Origin of the sequence: Nonomuraea terrae, assembly GCF_004348995.1 — a bacterium.
In the GTDB taxonomy this organism is placed as follows: Bacteria; Actinomycetota; Actinomycetes; order Streptosporangiales; family Streptosporangiaceae; genus Nonomuraea; species Nonomuraea terrae.
In genome coordinates this window covers 1-16195 of the sequence record NZ_SMKQ01000207.1, presented here as the reverse complement: position 1 = coordinate 16195, position 16195 = coordinate 1, and the positions used below count along the sequence as shown (strand labels likewise).

25 protein-coding genes and 1 pseudogene are annotated in these 16195 nt (G+C 68.7%); 6 read left to right on the top strand and 20 right to left on the bottom strand.

What is annotated here, in order from left to right; genetic code table 11:
* Nucleotides 1-33: 33 nt before the first annotated feature.
* Nucleotides 34-231: a nuclear transport factor 2 family protein gene (locus E1286_RS38800; RefSeq protein WP_132620938.1), complete on the bottom strand. Its 198-nt coding sequence runs from the start codon at nt 229-231 to the stop codon at nt 34-36.
* A gap of 506 nt (nt 232-737) precedes the next feature.
* On the opposite strand from E1286_RS38800, the pseudogene E1286_RS51805 reads away from it, so the two are divergent.
* Nucleotides 738-1040, top strand: a pseudogene (locus E1286_RS51805) (MmyB family transcriptional regulator); the annotation flags it as partial.
* A gap of 82 nt (nt 1041-1122) precedes the next feature.
* Entirely contained in the window at nt 1123-1239 is a 117-nt protein-coding gene (locus E1286_RS51800) for a hypothetical protein (RefSeq protein ID WP_342776311.1), read from the top strand.
* Nucleotides 1240-1302: 63 nt separating this feature from the next.
* On the opposite strand, the gene E1286_RS38785 is transcribed toward E1286_RS51800, so the two are convergent.
* The 4 genes from E1286_RS38785 to recD2 all read right to left on the bottom strand — a co-directional run bounded on the left by E1286_RS38785 (nt 1303) and on the right by recD2 (nt 5725).
* A complete protein-coding gene (locus tag E1286_RS38785) occupies nt 1303-1485 on the bottom strand; it encodes a DUF5708 family protein (protein ID WP_132620936.1) in 183 nt (60 codons plus the stop codon).
* Nucleotides 1486-1660: 175 nt separating this feature from the next.
* Nucleotides 1661-2170: a GNAT family N-acetyltransferase gene (locus E1286_RS38780; RefSeq protein WP_132620934.1), complete on the bottom strand. Its 510-nt coding sequence runs from the start codon at nt 2168-2170 to the stop codon at nt 1661-1663.
* Nucleotides 2167-3360, bottom strand: coding sequence for a L,D-transpeptidase (locus E1286_RS38775; RefSeq protein WP_132620932.1), 1194 nt, complete (start codon nt 3358-3360; stop codon nt 2167-2169). The genes E1286_RS38780 and E1286_RS38775 overlap by 4 nt, the downstream gene beginning before the upstream one ends.
* A 124-nt stretch (nt 3361-3484) precedes the next feature.
* Nucleotides 3485-5725, bottom strand: coding sequence for an SF1B family DNA helicase RecD2 (gene recD2 / locus E1286_RS38770; protein WP_246075531.1), 2241 nt, complete (start codon nt 5723-5725; stop codon nt 3485-3487).
* A 639-nt stretch (nt 5726-6364) separates the two neighbouring features.
* Here recD2 and E1286_RS38765 point away from each other — a divergent pair.
* From E1286_RS38765 to E1286_RS38755, 3 genes are all read left to right on the top strand, one after another.
* Nucleotides 6365-6583 (top strand): hypothetical protein, encoded by a 219-nt coding sequence (locus tag E1286_RS38765; RefSeq protein WP_132620930.1) that lies wholly within the window; start codon nt 6365-6367, stop codon nt 6581-6583.
* 96 nt (nt 6584-6679) lie between these two features.
* A complete protein-coding gene (locus E1286_RS38760) occupies nt 6680-7600 on the top strand; it encodes a helix-turn-helix domain-containing protein (protein ID WP_132620928.1) in 921 nt (306 codons plus the stop codon).
* 34 nt (nt 7601-7634) lie between these two features.
* Complete coding sequence (locus tag E1286_RS38755; RefSeq protein WP_132620926.1) at nt 7635-8009, top strand: hypothetical protein; 375 nt, start codon at nt 7635-7637, stop codon at nt 8007-8009.
* Nucleotides 8010-8013: 4 nt separating this feature from the next.
* Here E1286_RS38755 and E1286_RS38750 read toward each other — a convergent pair whose 3' ends face one another.
* The 13 genes from E1286_RS38750 to E1286_RS38690 form a co-directional block, all read right to left on the bottom strand.
* Entirely contained in the window at nt 8014-8301 is a 288-nt protein-coding gene (locus E1286_RS38750; RefSeq protein ID WP_132620924.1) for a hypothetical protein, read from the bottom strand.
* A complete protein-coding gene (locus E1286_RS38745) occupies nt 8298-8909 on the bottom strand; it encodes a hypothetical protein (protein ID WP_132620922.1) in 612 nt (203 codons plus the stop codon). Before E1286_RS38745 ends, E1286_RS38750 begins: the two co-directional genes overlap by 4 nt.
* 195 nt (nt 8910-9104) lie before the next feature.
* Nucleotides 9105-9488 (bottom strand): DUF6283 family protein, encoded by a 384-nt coding sequence (locus E1286_RS38740; RefSeq protein WP_223190827.1) that lies wholly within the window; start codon nt 9486-9488, stop codon nt 9105-9107.
* Nucleotides 9485-9673 (bottom strand): hypothetical protein, encoded by a 189-nt coding sequence (locus E1286_RS38735; protein ID WP_132620920.1) that lies wholly within the window; start codon nt 9671-9673, stop codon nt 9485-9487. Before E1286_RS38735 ends, E1286_RS38740 begins: the two co-directional genes overlap by 4 nt.
* Nucleotides 9670-10167: a hypothetical protein gene (locus E1286_RS38730; protein WP_132620918.1), complete on the bottom strand. Its 498-nt coding sequence runs from the start codon at nt 10165-10167 to the stop codon at nt 9670-9672. The genes E1286_RS38735 and E1286_RS38730 overlap by 4 nt, the downstream gene beginning before the upstream one ends.
* Nucleotides 10167-10373, bottom strand: a complete 207-nt coding sequence (locus E1286_RS38725; protein ID WP_132620916.1) for a hypothetical protein — start codon at nt 10371-10373, stop codon at nt 10167-10169. The genes E1286_RS38730 and E1286_RS38725 overlap by 1 nt, the downstream gene beginning before the upstream one ends.
* Entirely contained in the window at nt 10373-11281 is a 909-nt protein-coding gene (locus E1286_RS38720; protein ID WP_132620914.1) for a hypothetical protein, read from the bottom strand. The genes E1286_RS38725 and E1286_RS38720 overlap by 1 nt, the downstream gene beginning before the upstream one ends.
* The gene (locus E1286_RS38715; protein ID WP_132620912.1) at nt 11278-11958 is read right to left on the bottom strand and encodes a hypothetical protein; all 681 of its coding nucleotides are present in this window, start codon (nt 11956-11958) and stop codon (nt 11278-11280) included. The genes E1286_RS38720 and E1286_RS38715 overlap by 4 nt, the downstream gene beginning before the upstream one ends.
* Nucleotides 11959-11981: 23 nt before the next feature.
* Nucleotides 11982-12224 (bottom strand): hypothetical protein, encoded by a 243-nt coding sequence (locus tag E1286_RS38710; RefSeq protein ID WP_132620910.1) that lies wholly within the window; start codon nt 12222-12224, stop codon nt 11982-11984.
* Nucleotides 12221-12874: a hypothetical protein gene (locus E1286_RS38705; RefSeq protein ID WP_132620908.1), complete on the bottom strand. Its 654-nt coding sequence runs from the start codon at nt 12872-12874 to the stop codon at nt 12221-12223. The genes E1286_RS38710 and E1286_RS38705 overlap by 4 nt, the downstream gene beginning before the upstream one ends.
* Before the next feature lie 56 nt (nt 12875-12930).
* Nucleotides 12931-13188, bottom strand: a complete 258-nt coding sequence (locus E1286_RS38700) for a hypothetical protein (RefSeq protein ID WP_132620906.1) — start codon at nt 13186-13188, stop codon at nt 12931-12933.
* Entirely contained in the window at nt 13188-13817 is a 630-nt protein-coding gene (locus tag E1286_RS38695) for a hypothetical protein (protein WP_132620905.1), read from the bottom strand. Before E1286_RS38695 ends, E1286_RS38700 begins: the two co-directional genes overlap by 1 nt.
* Before the next feature lie 62 nt (nt 13818-13879).
* Nucleotides 13880-14611 (bottom strand): DUF2786 domain-containing protein, encoded by a 732-nt coding sequence (locus tag E1286_RS38690; protein ID WP_165970106.1) that lies wholly within the window; start codon nt 14609-14611, stop codon nt 13880-13882.
* A 309-nt stretch (nt 14612-14920) separates the two neighbouring features.
* Between E1286_RS38690 and E1286_RS38685 the strand changes: the two genes are divergently transcribed.
* Nucleotides 14921-15490: a hypothetical protein gene (locus E1286_RS38685; protein WP_132620901.1), complete on the top strand. Its 570-nt coding sequence runs from the start codon at nt 14921-14923 to the stop codon at nt 15488-15490.
* A 29-nt stretch (nt 15491-15519) separates the two neighbouring features.
* Here E1286_RS38685 and E1286_RS38680 read toward each other — a convergent pair whose 3' ends face one another.
* Nucleotides 15520-15987, bottom strand: coding sequence for an ATP dependent DNA ligase (locus E1286_RS38680; protein WP_132620899.1), 468 nt, complete (start codon nt 15985-15987; stop codon nt 15520-15522).
* A 50-nt stretch (nt 15988-16037) separates the two neighbouring features.
* A partial coding sequence (locus E1286_RS38675) for an integrase core domain-containing protein (protein ID WP_223189684.1) occupies nt 16038-16195 on the bottom strand: 158 nt, incomplete at its 5' end.

The window sequence follows — 16195 nt, the reverse complement described above, 5'->3', positions numbered from 1 at the left end:
CCGGGCACTGGTGTTGTTAATGTCGTAGATGGGTTACGTGTCCGCAGGTTGTCTCTTAGACTCAGGGTTTTTTATCGTTTTTTTTTTGGACGAGGCGTGTCGTTCGGTGGCGTGGGTGCGGGTGGCCTGGGCGATGACGGCGTCGCGGCCTTGGGCGAGGCTGCCAGCGGTTCGTACGGTGGCGTCGGGGGTGAAGACGGTGTGCAGGTCGTCGAAGCGGGCTTCGTCCATGGTGGCGTAGAGGGTCGGTGCTCGGGTTGACGTCACCAGGGGCAAAGTAACTGTGCGTGACGAAAGACGTCGGCGAGCACCACGAACAAGGCCGCCGCGATCAGTAACGCGCGCCTGCGCGCATAGCTGAAATGCCCTAGCCACGAGAGCATGGCGATGCCTCCCGAGTCCTCTCGACCTGGCCGTTCTCCCCGCTCAACCCTGGCCGCCGTCCACCCGCAGCACCGCCCCGGTCACGTAGGAAGAGCGGGTCGCTGAGCAGCCAGGCGGCGGCCTCGGCCACCTCCTCCGGCGCGGCCGCGCGCCGCAGCGAGGTCCGCGCGTTCAGCCGCCCATCCCGCGAGGTGCTGGCCGCCCTGACCAGGGCGCTGCGCCTGTCGGACGCCGAACGCGACCACCTCCACCACCTGGCCGGCGCACCGCTGGGCCCACCGCCCGGCCCGTGCCGCGAGGTGCACCGCAACATCCTCGCCCTGCTGGACCGGCTGCCGCAGGCCGCCGCGTTCATGCTGTCCGCGACCTACGAGGTGATCGCCTGGAACGACCTGGCGGCCGCTCTCATGGTGGACTTCTCCGCGCTGCCCCCGCGCGACCGCAACTTGATCCGGTACGCCTTCCTCGGGTCGCGTCTCGAGGAGTCCGGGCTGCCCGCCCTGGCGGAGGCGGACCGGTCCGTGTTCGCCCATGAGACGGCCCGACGGCTGCGCGCCGCCGCCGCCCGCTACCCCGGCGCCTGCGAAGTGGCGGGACTGGTGTCCGAGCTTCTGGTCGGCAGCGCGGAGTTCGTCCGGCTGCGGGCCTCCCACGACGTACGCGCCGAACCCGCTATGCGCAAGACCGTCAACCACCCGCTGATCGGCCCCATCACCCCTCGACTGCGACGTCCTCGACATCACCGACCGCGACCAGCGGGTCGTCATCTACACCGCCGATCCCGGCTCTCCGTCGGAGGAGGCGCTGCGGCTGCTGTCGATGATCGGCACGCAGCGCATGGACGTGCCAGGCTGAGCCGGGCCGGGTGGCGGTTGTCTGCCGCGTTCGGCCTGCGCGGCGGACGGAGGCGGCCCCGTGTTAGCGCCGTACGGTCTTGTAGAGGCCCCACGCGGCTTCCAGACCGCCGAGGACCATCAGCACGACGCCGACTTTGGACGGCGTGACGATGAAGGTCTGCGTGTCGGAGCCGAACAGCCACAGGGCGGTGCCGGCGGTGAAGGTGGCCAGGCCGGTGAGGAGGGTCTTGCGTGCGGGTTGCATGCGGTCAACGCTAGGAGGCGCCCTGCCGCGGATCTTCCGGCCTGGTGAGGAGATTCGGGCTGCATCCTTCGATGCATAGGCGCCGTCCAGGGACTCGCGGATGTCGTGGACGTCCATCGCCGACGGCCCGTTGGAGATGGGGTCGCGGGCGGGTTCTTTCCTGAGTCGGCCGCGGTCAGGCCAGGCGGCGCTGCAGGAGCATGCCGGGCCACTCCCCCACGGTGAACGGCGCGACGCGGGTGAAGCCGCAGCTTTCGTAGTAGGCGACCAGGCGGCCGTCGCCGCCGGCGTAGCAGTCGACGCGCAGCAGGCCGGCGTCGCGCTCGCGGGCCTCGCCGGCGGCCCAGTCGAGCAGGGCGCGGCCGGCGCCGTGGCCGGTGAAGCGGCGGTCGGCGACCAGGCCCTGCACGTACAGCTCGGGTTCGGTGGCCGCGGGGACGTAGTCGTGGGCGGCGCCGACGACGATGCAGGCGGCGGGCTCGTCGCCGACCTGGGCGATGCGCATGCCGCCGCCGGCGGCCCAGGCGGCGACCTGGCGGGTGCGCTGCGGGTTGCCGGTGAAGGGGGCGCTGCCCCACTGGCCGGTGCGGCCGGAGGCGGCCAGCCAGGCGACGGCGCTGTCGAACATGGCCAGGACGGCGGGGGTGTCGGCGGGGCCGCCGGGACGGATGCGCAGCGCGCTCATGCCTGCTCGCCCTTGAGCGCGCTGCCCTTCTTCCATTCGGCGAAGGACATCTGCCAGTAGCCCCAGCCGTTGTTCCATTCGAGCTCGCGGTCGGTGCCGGTGACTTCGACGACGTCGCCGCGCTGCATGTTGTCGTAGAACCACTTGGCCTGGTCGGGGCGGGCGTTGATGCAGCCGTGGCTGACGTTGCGCACGCCTTGGGCCCAGACGTTGTCCTTGGCGTGGACGTACTCGCCGGAGTTGGAGATGCGCACCGCGTGGTCGATCATCACGTCGTAGTAGCCGGGGTCGCCCTTCTTGCGGCCGGGGGAGATCATGCGGACCGGGTGGGCACGTTCCATGGTCAGGTGGACGCCGGAGGTGGTGGTGTACTCGCGGGTGGTGGCCATGCCGGCGCTGATGCGCATGGTCTGCACGCGCTTGCCGTCCTTGTAGACGTACATCATGTGCTTGTCGACGTCGACCTTGCTGATCTGCTTGGCGCCGATCTCGAGGGTGGCGGAGTAGTCCTTGACCCCCCACAGGCCCTTGCCGGCTTTCAGGCCGGTGATGTCGGCGTTGAAGGTGATCTTCTGGTGGGCGGGCCAGTACTTCTCGGTGCGGTAGATGACGACGGTGTCGTTGATCCAGCGCCAGGCGCCCTCGACGGGCTTTTCCGCCTCGATCTCCAGGGCGCGTTCGATGGTGGCCTTGTTGGAGACGGGCTGGTTGAAGGTGACGATGATGGGGGCGCCGACGCCGACGGTCTCGCCCTTGCGGTTGGGGGTGACGTCGGCGATCTGGAGGGCGCGCTCGGGCTTGGCGGTGGTGAACGTGCTGGTGACGCTCGTGACGCCGGCCTTGGCGGAGACGTTGTAGCTGGTGGACGGCTTGAGCGCGGTCTTGGAGGTCCAGCGGGTGCGGTCGGCGTTGTAGGTGCCGTTGAGGGTCTCGCCGTCGGCTTCGACGGTGACGTCCTCGAGTGCGGCGCCGGCGGCGGTCACCACGATCTTCTTGTCCAGGCCGACCTTCTTGGCGCCCTCGGCGGGGGTGACCTGGACGGTGGGGGCCTGCGGCGTGGCCACGGTGGTGCCGTCGGGGCCGACGGGTTCTTGCGCGGCGGGACCACTCGAACATGAAGCCGTCAGCGTTGCGGCGGTGAGCAGCGCGAGCGCGGTGGCGGTTCTCCTTCGAGCGGGCGCGACGTTCAAGGCAGTCCTCTCCCAGCGGTACCTAAAGGTACGTCAAAGACCTTAATGCTCCTGTTCGTAAGACGCCGAATCAATTAGGGATGTTCGGTCACATTTCCGTCACTTTTGCTGGTGTGCGGGCAGGTCACCGGCGGGTCAGGCGGTGGGTGAGGCCGGTGTGCCGGCGGCCCGCCCCGCGGGTGCGCACGGCCTGCGCCAGGGCCCGCCGCGAGCCGACGATCACGACGAGTTTCTTGGCCCGGGTGATGGCGGTGTACAGCAGGTTGCGCTGCAGCATCATCCACGCGCTGGTGGCCAGCGGGATGACGACCGCGGGGTACTCGCTGCCCTGGGAACGGTGGATGGAGACGGCGTAGGCGTGGGCGAGCTCGTCCAGCTCGTCGAAGGCGTACTCGACGCTCTCGTCCTCGTCCGTCAGGACGGTGAGCTTGTGCTCGTCGGGGCGCAGGTCGGTGACGATGCCGACGGTGCCGTTGAACACGCCGTTGGCGCCCTTGTCGTAGTTGTTGCGCAGCTGGGTGACCTTGTCGCCGACGCGGAAGACGCGCCCGCCGTAGCGGCGCTCCGGCATGCCCTCGCGGGCGGGGGTCAGGGCCTCCTGCAGGGCGGCGTTGAGGGCGCCGGCGCCGGCGGCGCCGCGGTGCATCGGGGCCAGGACCTGCACGTCGCGGCGCGGATCGAGGCGGAAGCGGCGCGGGATGCGGCGGGCGACGACGTCGACGGTGAGGGCGGCGATCTCCTCCGGCTCCTCGCAGGGGAACAGGAAGAAGTCCTTCATGCCCTCCAGGACGGGGTGGCGGCCGGTGTTGACGCGGTGGGCGTTGACGACGACACCGGACTCGGCGGCCTGGCGGAAGACCTGGGTGAGCCGGACGCGGGGGACGTCGTCGGCGGCCAGCAGGTCTTTGAGCACCTCGCCCGCGCCGACCGACGGCAGCTGGTCGACGTCGCCGACGAACAGCAGGTGGGTGCCGGGCGCGACCGCCTTGACGAGCTTGTTGGCCAGCAGCAGGTCGAGCATGGACGCCTCGTCGACGACGACCAGGTCGGCGTCCAGGGGGTTGTCGCGGTCGAAGGTGGCCTCGCCGCCGGGGCGCAACTGCAGCAGGCGGTGCACGGTGGTGGCCTCGTGACCGGTCAGCTCGGCCAGGCGTTTGGCGGCGCGGCCGGTAGGCGCGGCCAGGATGACCTTGGCGCGTCTGGCGCGGGCCAGCAGCACGATCGAGCGTACGGTGAAGCTCTTGCCGCAGCCGGGGCCGCCGGTGAGCACGGCGACCTTCTCGGTCAGGGCCAGGCGGACGGCCTGGCGCTGCTCGGCGGCCAGGTCGGCGCCGGTCTGGCCGTGCAGCCAGCGTTCGGCGCGTTCCCAGTCGACGTCGGCGAACGCCTTGAGCCGGTCGTGGCCGGCGCGCAGCAGCGACAGCAGCCCGGAGGCCAGGGAGACCTCGGCTCGGTGGAAGGGCGGCAGGTAGACGGCCGGCACCACGTTGTCGCCGGCGGGGACGGGCTCGCGTACGACGCCCTCGGCCTCGACGAGCTCCTCCAGGCAGGCGGCGACGAGGTCGGCGGGCACGTCGAGGATCTTGACGGCGTCGGCGACGAGGTTGGGGGCCGGCAGGTAGCAGTGACCGTCGTCGGCTGCCTGCGACAGGGTGTAACGCAGGCCGGCCTTGACGCGTTCGGGGCTGTCGTGCGGGATGCCGACGGCCTGGGCGATGGTGTCGGCGGTCTTGAAGCCGATCCCCCACACGTCGTCGGCCAGCTGGTACGGCCGGCTGCGCACGACGGTGACGGACTCCTCGCCGTACTGCTTGAAGATGCGCACCGCGATCGAGGTGGACACGCCGACGCCCTGCAGGAAGATCATCACCTCTTTGATGATCTTCTGTTCCTCCCACGCGGCGGCGATCATCTTGGTGCGTTTGGGGCCGAGGCCGGGCACCTCGACGAGGCGTTCTGGGTGCTGTTCGATGACGTCGAGGGTGTCGGTGCCGAAGTGGTCGACGATGCGTTCGGCCATCTTGGGGCCGATGCCCTTGATCAGCCCGGAGCCGAGATAACGGCGGATGCCCTGCACGGTGGCCGGCAGCACGGTGGTGTAGGACCAGACCTCGAACTGGCGGCCGTAACGGGGATGGGACGTCCAGCGGCCGCGCAGCCGCAGCGACTCGCCGACCTGCGCGCCCAGCAGCGGCCCGACGACGGTGAGCAGCTCGGCCCCCGACCGGTCGGTGGCCACGCGGGCGATGGTGTAACCGGTCTCCTCGTTGGCGTACGTGATGCGCTCAAGTACTGCGCTCAAATTAGTAGCGACATTTTCCGAGCCCGCGTCCACCACACCGACGAGATTAGGGCAGATCTTCATCACCGCGACACCCGGCCCGAACCACCGGGCCAGCGATCTATCATCAACACGTGACCACTTCTCCCCTCTCCAAAGCCAACCCATCCCACACCATGCGAGCAAAAGCGCTAGCGTCAGCTGGCCAGCTCCTGGCCCGCGCCCGCGCTGAACGTGACGCCCTCTCCCCCGCCGAAGCGGCCAGGCAGGCACACCGGCCGGGACGCATCTCCGTCACAGACCGGGAGGCGTTGATTCGCGCCCAGCGCCAGCGAGCGCGGACGAGCAGGACCGCCTCCGCAGCTTGATGCAAGCATTTACGCTTGCATCGTGCGCCAGGGCCCGAACCCCTCTTCGGAGGTTCGGGCCCTTTGTCTTGCCGTACGAGCTACCAGCCGCCCATGTGCCGCATGCCGCCGAAGTGGCGGACACCGCCACCCACGCTCGCTGCCCAGCCGCCCGCGTCGTCGCTTGCGGCCCAGCCGCCTTGATCGCCGTGTCTCGTCATGGCGGCGAGCCTGCCAGACCAACGCGACCCCGGGCAACAAGTAGCGCTTCACGTCACCTCCCGCCGAGCCGCCGATCCCGGTCCTTCTGCTCCTGCACCGTTCGCTGCGCTTCCCGCTGCACTCGCGGCGACGCCCGCTTCTTCCCCGACGCCACATGCCGCGCATCACGCCGACCAGCCCCGGCGTCACCAAGACCGTGACCACGTCCACCCAGACGGTCACCAATCCCGACGGCAGCAAAGTGATCACCAAGACCAACGTCGTTACCACCGTCACCGTCACCACCATCCCCGCGCCGGACTCCACGGCCTTGCCCACGCCCTCCACGACCAGCAAGCCGGCCGAGAGCAACACCAGCACAGGCGGCATGTAGCAAGGCCGAACCCAGCCAACCCAGCAGAGGCGGTTCATCAACGGATCTCCTCAACCAGAACAACCCCCCTCCCAAGGACCTCTCGTGCCATTGACCATGGACGACAGCGATGAGCTGCGTCTGTACAAGTACCTGATCGACCACGGACCTACCCGAGCGGAGAACCTGCTTGACGTTGTGCCAGACCCGGAACAGACCCTGGAGTGGCTGCGCGGCGAGGGATTCGTGATCGGCGACCCGCCGCGCGCCCGGCGCCCACGTCACGCGCTCGCCCCGACTCTCTCGGAAGCGGCTCACACCCTGGATCGGCTCAAGCAGCTCATGCAGGACCTGGAGCAGCGTTACGACGCCAGCCCCCACTATGAGAGCGCGGGCGAGCCCCTGTCCAAGCTGACCAGCAGGGAAGAGCTCACCAGCGTCTTCGGCGCGCTGCAGAAGACCGCCAGGCGGGACTGGATGCAGCTCATAACGTCGCCGTTCCTGCCCATGGCCGGGGCTCACCCGCCCGAGCGGAGCTCTAACCCCGTTAGCGCCAACAACTGCCGCCGGCGAGTGGTGTACGAGCGAGAGGTCATGTCCAACCCAGAGGTCATGGAGGGCCTGCGCGCCACGCTGCGATGGGGTGGGGCCGAGGTGCGGTTCACTGACCGGCTGCCGACGAAGCTGCTCATCGTGGACAACGTTGTCGCACTGACGCCGCAGGAGGAGCGGGGCGGCCTGCCCATGCTGATGATCAAGTCGCCTCCGCTCATCGCCGGGCAGATCGCCCGCTTCGAGGAAGAATGGGACAAGGCGGTCCCGTACAACATCGACGTCTCCAGCGCACCCATCGACCTGGACGCGCAGGACCGCAGGATCCTGCAGCAGGTCGTCGCCGGCGAAACCGACAAGGTGATCGCCCGCGTGTGTGAGGCCTCCCCGCGGACCGTAGGCCGTCGCATCGCGCGGATGCGCCAACTGGCAGGGGTGTCCACCCGAGGACAGCTCATTCACTACGCAACAAAAAACTGGCTGTGACCCGTAACCCAAGGTCACCACTGGGGGATTTCCTATGCTGCGCACCAACCGCGCTTTGGCGTTGTCCGCGACCGTCACCGTGCTCGGCTGGTTCACGGCGGGGGCCGCCACCAGCTGGGTCATCCTCAACCCGCCGACCCTGACCTACCCCGCGATATACCTGCTGTGGCTGCACAGCTTCGCGATCGTGGCGACTATGTTCACCGTGGTGATCGTCGCGGCGCGGACCTTCCAACGCATTATCGGTGAGGCCACTCAGGCGTACGCGTTAGGGCTAGAGCAGGGCATGGACATCCGGAGTTCGATCACAGCTCCCAGCTGCGAAGTCCTCGACGACTCCGCGCCGTCGAGCCCTGAAACGCGGGAAGCTCCGGCCTCTGCCGGAGCTTCCCCGATGACGGTTCGGTAGGAACCTATTCCTCCTTGAGGATTCTCAAGATGGTGTAGAGCGTGAAGCCCTCCCCCGCCGGGTCGGCCTCTTTGGTGATCTCCACCATGCGGCGGCGGGTGACCAGGGACTTCTTGTCGCTGGCGGGCACACCTTCGGGTGGGCCCGCCGCAGCGGCGAGGGCTTCTTGGAACTTCCTGGTCGGCTCAGCGATAGCCTCGTAGTAGGCGCGGGCCGCCTCAAGGAGGGCCTGCTCCGCCTCGGCTCTCTGCTCCTTCGGGGGGAGCCTCCCGGGGTTCTTCATGAACATCATTCTGCCATACCTCGTTTCGTTTTCGCTCCCACCTTGCGGGATTGGCGGCGCCGACCCACCAACTCGGCCACGTGCTCCTCGTACTCCTCCCAGGTCCACAGAGCGCCGCACCCGCCGACGTACTCGCGGGCGTCGCACTCGATGTACCGCTCCCCCGCCGTCCGGATCAGCGCCCGCAGGCCGCACGACCGGCACGGCCCGACGAGTTCCTGCACGTGAACAGCCCACGGCGCGAGCCCATGCGCCCACCGGCGCAACGCCCCGACCTCGCCGATCATGTCGTCAATCCACGGCTGGCCCGTCGCCCAATCCAGGTGCCGCAGCAGCCACGCCGACAGCTCCTCGACGTCGGCCCGCTGCGGGTAGACCAGGCCGCGGTGTTCGGCGATCAGCCACGCCCACCCCTTGAGCGTCGACGGGATCGACGGCGGGCCCACCTGGTCGTCATCGTCGCCATGGATAGGCGTCGCGCCCTCATGCAGCATCGACAGCACATCGAGCCGCGTCGGCGTGCCAGCCTCCTGCGACCCCGACACCCGGTCGCTGTCGCCCTGCCCCGGCGTCTTGTGCTGCTCCAGCCACCGCATGAGCTGCGGCGTGATCTCCACGTCGCGGCGCAGCCTGGTCGTGCAGGTCTCACAGATGAGGCGGCCGGCCGCTGCCTGGCGGGGTTCACCCCGTCGGCATCGAGGGCCAATGCACAGCGGGTTCGTGGTCTCGGGCAACGACGTGGTCCTTCCGCAGTCCGATGAGGGGAAGCGAGCCGTATCGCTGATGCCAGCAATACGGCTCGCGCTAACGGACTACCGTACGTCCTCCCTGGTAGCGGCTCCGTTCGCCTCTGCCATCGCCTCGTACGACGGGTACAGCTCCGGCCAGTTATCGCCCCGGTCCAGCGCCTCCATGGGCAGCCTGCCGTCCATCACCGCGAGCCGGACCCCCATGTGGTTGTGGCCCTCGACGGCCAGCCAGCCCGCGCAGGCCAGGTCCTCGCCCGTGCCCGGTTCACCAACGTGACAGCCGAACATCGGCGATCCCGGCAGCGGCGGAATCCCGGCCGCGTCCCGCCGGCACGTGGAGCGCAGCTGCTCGTACCGCGATGCGGGGAACTTCCCAGGCGGCGCCTTCAGCTGCCAAGGACACTCGCCACACAGGTACTTGCGGTAGGGCATGTCGTCGCTGCTCACTCGTCGTCCTCTCGCAGGACCTGGAGGTTGATGACCTCTTCGCACTGGTGCTCCAGGGCGTGCCGCTCGGTGGGAGTCATCTCCTGCAGGAGCGCGCGGGCGTGGTCAACGTCGTCGTTGACGACGGCGGACAGGACCTCAGTCTCCGCCCGCGGCGTGCCATACCTGCCGAGGCTGGTACTCATCGCGCCCTCCTCTTGGCCGGGCGCCGCTTGGCCAGCATCACCGGGCCTCCCACCTCGAAGCACGCCAGCAGGCCGCCGTCCCACTCCTCCGCGAGCCGAAGCGTGTAGCGAAGCCCATCGAACTGGCACACCACATCGACCTCGAGGTCGGAGTCCGCGGGGAAGGTCATGCGACGCCTGCAGCACGGCAGCTCGGTCTCCACGTGGTTGGAGCCCTCTTCGTGCGTCGTGTGCCGCTGTACGACCATCCCGGGGTCGGAGTGGAGCTCGTCCACGGTCACGGGCCTGCTCGCCGAGATGACCGTAGGCTGGGGCGGGGTCGGCTCGGCGCTGATGGTCCGCTTCGCCACGGTGTACTTCCTGACCTCCAGCGCCACGAGCAGCTGGTCAGCCAGATGCAGCCGGTCTTCCTCCTCGGGGAGTCCTGGCACCCCGCTGCGGCCCAGCTCGTCGGCCAGCACGCGAACCGCTTCGGACCACGTCGAGGTGCCCATCACACCGCCCCGTACTTGTCGTCGATCTGGTCCCAGACGGCGACGCCGGTCTCGACCAGGGCCTCGGGGGCGTCGAAGAAGTCCAGCGCCCAGTTCAGCGGGTTCGGCTCTTCCCACGCGGTGCTCGCGCAGGTTGCGGCGGCGAGCTTGACCAGCTCGCGCACCTGCTCGTCGGTGAGACCCAGGTGGGCCAGGTCGACGCTCATCAGGCGGCGCCCCCCGTCACCTCGGCGTAGAGTGCCTGGCAGGCAGCGATCTCCGCCTTCAGCTCCGCGGCACGCTCCCGGCCGTACTCGTCCTCCCGGTGCTCGTACATCGCCAGGAAGTCGGCCCTTTCGGCCAGCTGCGCGACGACCGCCCCTCTCACGGCATCCTGAGTCGCCCACACGTCGTCGAAGATCGGCCGGACCTTCTCGTCCAGGCATTGGCCAACGTAGCTGTACACCGTGTTGATCGACAGGCCCGCGCGCCTGTCGTAGAACGCGGCCTTGTAGAAGACGGAGACTCGGCGGCGGCCCAGGCCGTCGATGATGTACGACCACATGGAGTGGTCAGCGGCTTCCCTCTTCCACCCGTCCGGCAGGGTGACGCGGCGGAACAGGGGGTCGCCCTCGACCTGTTCGCCAAGGTGGAAGCCGAGCGCGGTCAGGTCGGCCTCGCTTCCCCCCGTGATCTTGGTGGGGATGACCTCGGAGTTGACGAACTCGCGCTGCCCGTCAGCTTCCATGCGGAGGATGGCTCCCTCCATACCGCCGGAGCCCATGGCGTCGGCCAGGAGCAGCAGGGCGTCGGTCTTGCTGGTGTCGCGGGGGCTGGTCATTACTTGATACCTCCGGTGATGGTGTACGAAGCGGGCGTTGTCCGGGTACCGGTGCCGCCACTCGGCCGGCACGGTGCCCTGATGCCATAGGTTCCGCGTCGTGGCCGTCCGTCCGTCGAACCACTCGATGTCGAAGCGGCGGCCGCCGTGCCCACGGAACCCGCCGGTGTCGCCGCCGATCGCGTAGTGCTCGCCGTCGACCACGACCCTGTCGGCCGGGTCGACGGCGTTCTCCACGTAGCCGCCGGGCCCCCAGAAGACGAATTCCTGCGAGTCCTCCATGTCGGCGCTCATCTGAGGATTCCGTGGGTGATGCCGTCGGCCACGTCCCGGACGCAGCGGGCGTCGCCGAGCGCGGTGTGCTTGGTCGCCGGGTCCTGGTGGACGCCGACGATCTCCCAGGCCAGCACGTCGGTGGCACCTTCGAGCCAGTCCCGTACGTGATGAGCGGCCTCGCCCGTGAACGCCTCATCCACCTTGCCGCCGGCCGCGGCCAGGCGGCCGTACACGTAGCCCTTCATCATGGCCCGGACGTCGTCCATCCGGTGCGACGCCGTGAACGCCTGCCCGTTGGCGTGCAGGAACGCGCGCAGGAAGTCCCGGTCGTGGCGCGGGTTGTTCGCCACGATCGTCGCGCCGTCGAGGTGGTAGGCCATCTGGAGCGCGATGTCGGCCGCCGTCACGTTCTTCGTGACCGTGCCCTCGGGAGTGTCGTCGAACTCCGTGCCGCACGTCAGCTGCACGCCGAGTCCGACCTGCAGATGGGAGACAAGGCTCCTGTCGTAGTACTTGCTGATCTGCAGCGCCTTGGGGTCGGCGGTGGTGAGGTCGGGCCTCACCTGCCACCAGAACTCCAGGTCGCCGCCGTCGAGGAAGTCGGTGTCGCGGACGATGAACGCGGCCTCCCAGAGGTGGCCGAACTCGGTGTCGAGGTGGGTTTCCTCTGTGTCCAGGTAGACGTACTTCGTCACGGGGGTGTCCTTTCTGTAGAGGGTTACCGCTCGGCGAACAGGTCGAGCTGTTGGGGCATGGCGGCGGCCTCGGCCTGGCGGGCGAGGTCGCGCGGGTGGGGTTCAGGCGTCCGGCCGACGTCGCGGCAGTAGCTCACGCAGGTCCGCATGTGGACCGTCCGGCACTCCTCGCCGTACACGCAGATGGGGTGCTGGCAGAGGGAGAACTCGACCACGTGCTGTCTGGTCCAGGGCCGGTTCTTCTGGCCACACTCGACGCACTTCACCCGCGGGGCTCCGGGGCCGAGCCGGAGTGCTTGTTGATCAGTGCGATCAGGTCCGCCATGAAAGCGGCGTTCTGGCCGAAGGTCAGCGTGTAGCTGAAGCCGCCTCGGCTGGAGTAGACGGACAGGGATTCGTGGGCGCCACCGGGGCCGGCGAACCTGACGATCTCGCTGTCGAAGAAGCGGTTGGTCTGCGTGGGGATGTACTCGGCGCCGGGCAGCTGCGCGGCGATCAGCGTGGCCTCGGCTTGTCTGAACACCCGCTGCGCTTCACGCTGGGCTTCCATTCCCTTCTGCGACTCGATCTGCGTGCGGTAGTGCGGCAGGAGGTTGCGGCTGACCTGGGCTGCCACAGCCTTCGGGGGACGGGTCAGCGACGCCGTGGTGTGGCTGGACCGGCGCGTCAGGGATGACAGGCACGTGGGCTTCGACAGGTCGGCGTCGAGCCGGAGCCCTATGAAGGAGATCCTGTCCTTGCAGGACTCGCTGACGGTGCGGTGCACGAGCGCGATCCGCTCGTCACCGTCGACCAGGACAACGGCCTTCCGCTCCCATTTCTGGGGGAACGTCTGCACCTCGAACTTCCCGGGGAGGTGCTGGGCGACCTCGGCGGCGAAGGTTGCGACGCGTCTGGCGTCGGCGTAACTGATCACAGTTGCTCCTCGATGGGGGGCGGGTGGCCCGGCGCGCGGCCGGGCCACCCGGATGGTCATTCGGGCTGCTGGGTGTCCTGCGCCAGCCGCTTCGCCGCCGAGGCGGTGGAGATCGGCCGTCGTTCGGCGTTGCGGTGGTCGCTCCGGTGGATCTTGGCCAGCTCCTCCGAAGCGGCCTTGACCACGGCGGGCGGGCTGGCCCACACGCCGCCGTCGACGCCGAGCGTGCAGCCGGGGGTGTGGCAGACGGCCTGGTGCCGCCGCTCGCCGTTGACGTCGACCGGCTCGATCTTCACGACGATCCGAGGTGCCATCACACGCCAGCCTTTCCGCTTGCGTCAGCAGGCTGCGGCTCGGTCCAGTCCGTCCAGCTGGTGCCGTCCATCTGAAGCCAGCCGGGGTCCACGAGGCGCTGCCCGTTGCAGGCGATGCCGACGAAGTAGCCGACGTTCTGGTGCGCGGTGTCGTCCTCGGCAGGCTGGACGCCGCACACCGGGCAGACGATGGTCAGCCACTTCGTGATCGACTTGGGGCACACCTCGATGCCGGTGGCCAGGTTGGCGAGGTAGCCGGCGTCGTCGGTGAAGAACGTGCAGTCGCTGATGACTTCCCGGTCGCGGGCGCTGAAGAAGTGCTCCTCGATGTCCTCGCCCCACTCGTCGTCGTTGAGGGCGAGGTAGTCGGCCAATTCGTCCTGGGTCACGCCGACGTGGACCTTGATCTCCCTCTCCACCTCGTAGGTGACCCGCTCCTCGACCCGGATCCGGATCTTGCGGGTCTCGCGGGGCAGCGCCTCCGCAACCTCGTAGGGCGGGATCGGGTAGTAGCAGGTGATTTGCGGCTTGCGGGTGTGGCCCCACACGTCGGGGCGGCCGTCCGTGGCCAGGTTGCGGATGGGTGTGCTGCAGACGGTGCAGGTCGATGCCGTGTTCTGGATGTCCACGGTTCTCCTTCGTTGGGTTGGGGTGAAGGGGCGGGCGCTGGGTGGCGCCCGCCCGGGTGCGGTTAGGCGCTGATGGCGCGCTGTCCGCTGGAGCCGAGTCGGGCGCCGCCGCCGAGGTCGGCGCGCTCGCCCGCTTCGCGACCGGCGAGGAACGCGTCAGGGTCGCCGATCGGGCGCGACTTGACGGCGCCGGTGGCGGGGACCTTGCTCTTGTAGTAGGCGTCCACGGCGGCCTGCCGGTCGCGCAGGACGAGCTCGGTGGATCGGCCCGTGTTGGTGCTGTCGGCCTCGGCGGTGGCGGCCTTGTTGGCCTGGCGCAGCTTCTCGAAGACGCTGCTGGCGAACCCGGCCATGAAGCTCTTGCGGGCGGTGCTGAGGCTCTTGCGTCCGCTGGGCTTGACGTTGGCGACTTCCTTGGCCATCTGCAGCGACAGGGAGGCGAAGAGCATCTTCACGACCTCGAGGTCGCTCTGGTAGCCGGAGACCATGACGTACGTCACGCCGTTGACCTTCCACTGCACGGCGCGGCAGGTCTTGGGGCCGACGATGGAGGCGAGGAGGTGGATGCGTTCGGCCTGGTGGGTCTTGTCGATGACGAGGGCCCAGCTGCTCAGTTCGTCGGTGATCTGGCCGGCGGCGGCGAGGTGTGCGCGTTCGATGCCGTGCTTGGCCATGAGGTTGTAGGCGCGCTCGCGGAAGGTCTCGGCTTCCTCGGGGCCGGTGTTGGGGTGCTCCGCGATGGCGAGGTATTTGCGGATGCGGTCGAGTGTCTTCTCTGGGGCAGCGGTGGTCACGTGCGTGCCTTTCTCTGGGTTGGTTGCTAGCTGTTTTGCTTGCATGAGCTGGGAGGACTCACGCTCGCTTGCGTTTGGATCTTGCATCATTCTTGCACGTTCATTCTGAATTCGCAACGACCCTTGTGGCGTGCTGAAACGCGCTCTGAGCGGCCACAACGCGCGCGACGACCAACCACACACAAACCATGATTAACAACGCTCACGCTGGCTCTGAGCGTCACGTACACGCACGTTCAGAGCCACGCCAGACGTGCGTTTCGCGTGCGCCCGCCGCCCCCTCGCCGCCCGACGCGCAAGCAACGTCACTTGCAGAAAGAACCGAAGCACGGAAAGGTAGGTGGCGACACCACACGCCCGCTCGCCAAGGAGATGCCGCCGACCATGGCCCGCTCAACCACAGCCGCGACCGCCCGGAAGGCACTGGTCAAGCAAGCGGAACGGCAAGCGGCATCTCGCCCCCGCACCAAAAGCCGCCAGGACAAACCCACCCTCGCTGTCCGCATTAGCCCCCAAACCAACGAACGCCTCACCTACGCCAACGAGCAGACCGGCCTTGGAATCTCCGGCATCGTCGAAACCGCGCTCGTCGACTACCTCGACTTCCTCGGCATCCCCGCCGACGCCGAGCCGCCCCGCAACCCGGACGGCAGCCGCCCCAAGCGGGAGCGCAGCGTGAAGAGGCGCACCCGCCGGGCAGCGGAAGAGGTCGATGACGTGCCCATCGGCCCGCGCATCACCCGCCAGACGGACGACCGGCTCACCATCGCCTGCCTGGACACCGCCACCGGCCCGCAGGACATCGTGGAAACCGCTCTCAAGGCATGGCTGCGCAAGCAAGGCATCCCGCTGTACCCCAAGACCCCAGGCCAACGCTGACTACGGAACCGCATGACCCTGCGCAGCCGCTACTGCCCGACCACGAGCACCGGGTCTAGGTCCGTGCGCGGCCGCAGGTAGCGGACGGGGTGCCGGTGCCGGTCCCCGTCCTTAGCGGTGTCCACCAAGACTTCCACCACTAGATCCGGCTGCACCTGCGTGTAGGTGATGGGATCGCGCTGGCCGTACGGACTCGCCGCCCAGCCAGGAGGAAGCGCCGCCGGCCACGGGTGCTCCCCGGCCGCCGGGGTGAGCAGGGGGGCGACCTCGGCGGCGGCCTGCGCGCTCAGATGCGTGGTGCGGCCGACGACGCGAAGCTGGCCCGCACGGTTGTACCGGCCGAGGATGAGGCCCCTCGGCCGCCGCGGGTGGCCGACGTAGCCCCCGACGACCGCCTCGGCGCTGGCGCGGTGCTTGAGCTTGAGCCAGCCGCGCGCCGCGCTCTCGTACCGGGAGCTGGTCGGCTTGAACTGCGCCGGGATTGATGGAGACTTCATCGGTTGGAAAGGATGGAGGGGGGCTCACCCCGAGGTGTGGACACCGGTTGTCATGCGGCGAGCAGCACCCTATCGACGGTCTGCTGCTCGTAGTCGATCGGGCTGAGGTAGCCGATGGCGGAATGTCTCCTGCGGGTGTTGTAGCGGGTGATCCACTTGAAGACGGCCAGGCGAGCCTCACGCGCCGAGGACCAGCCCTTGGCACCCT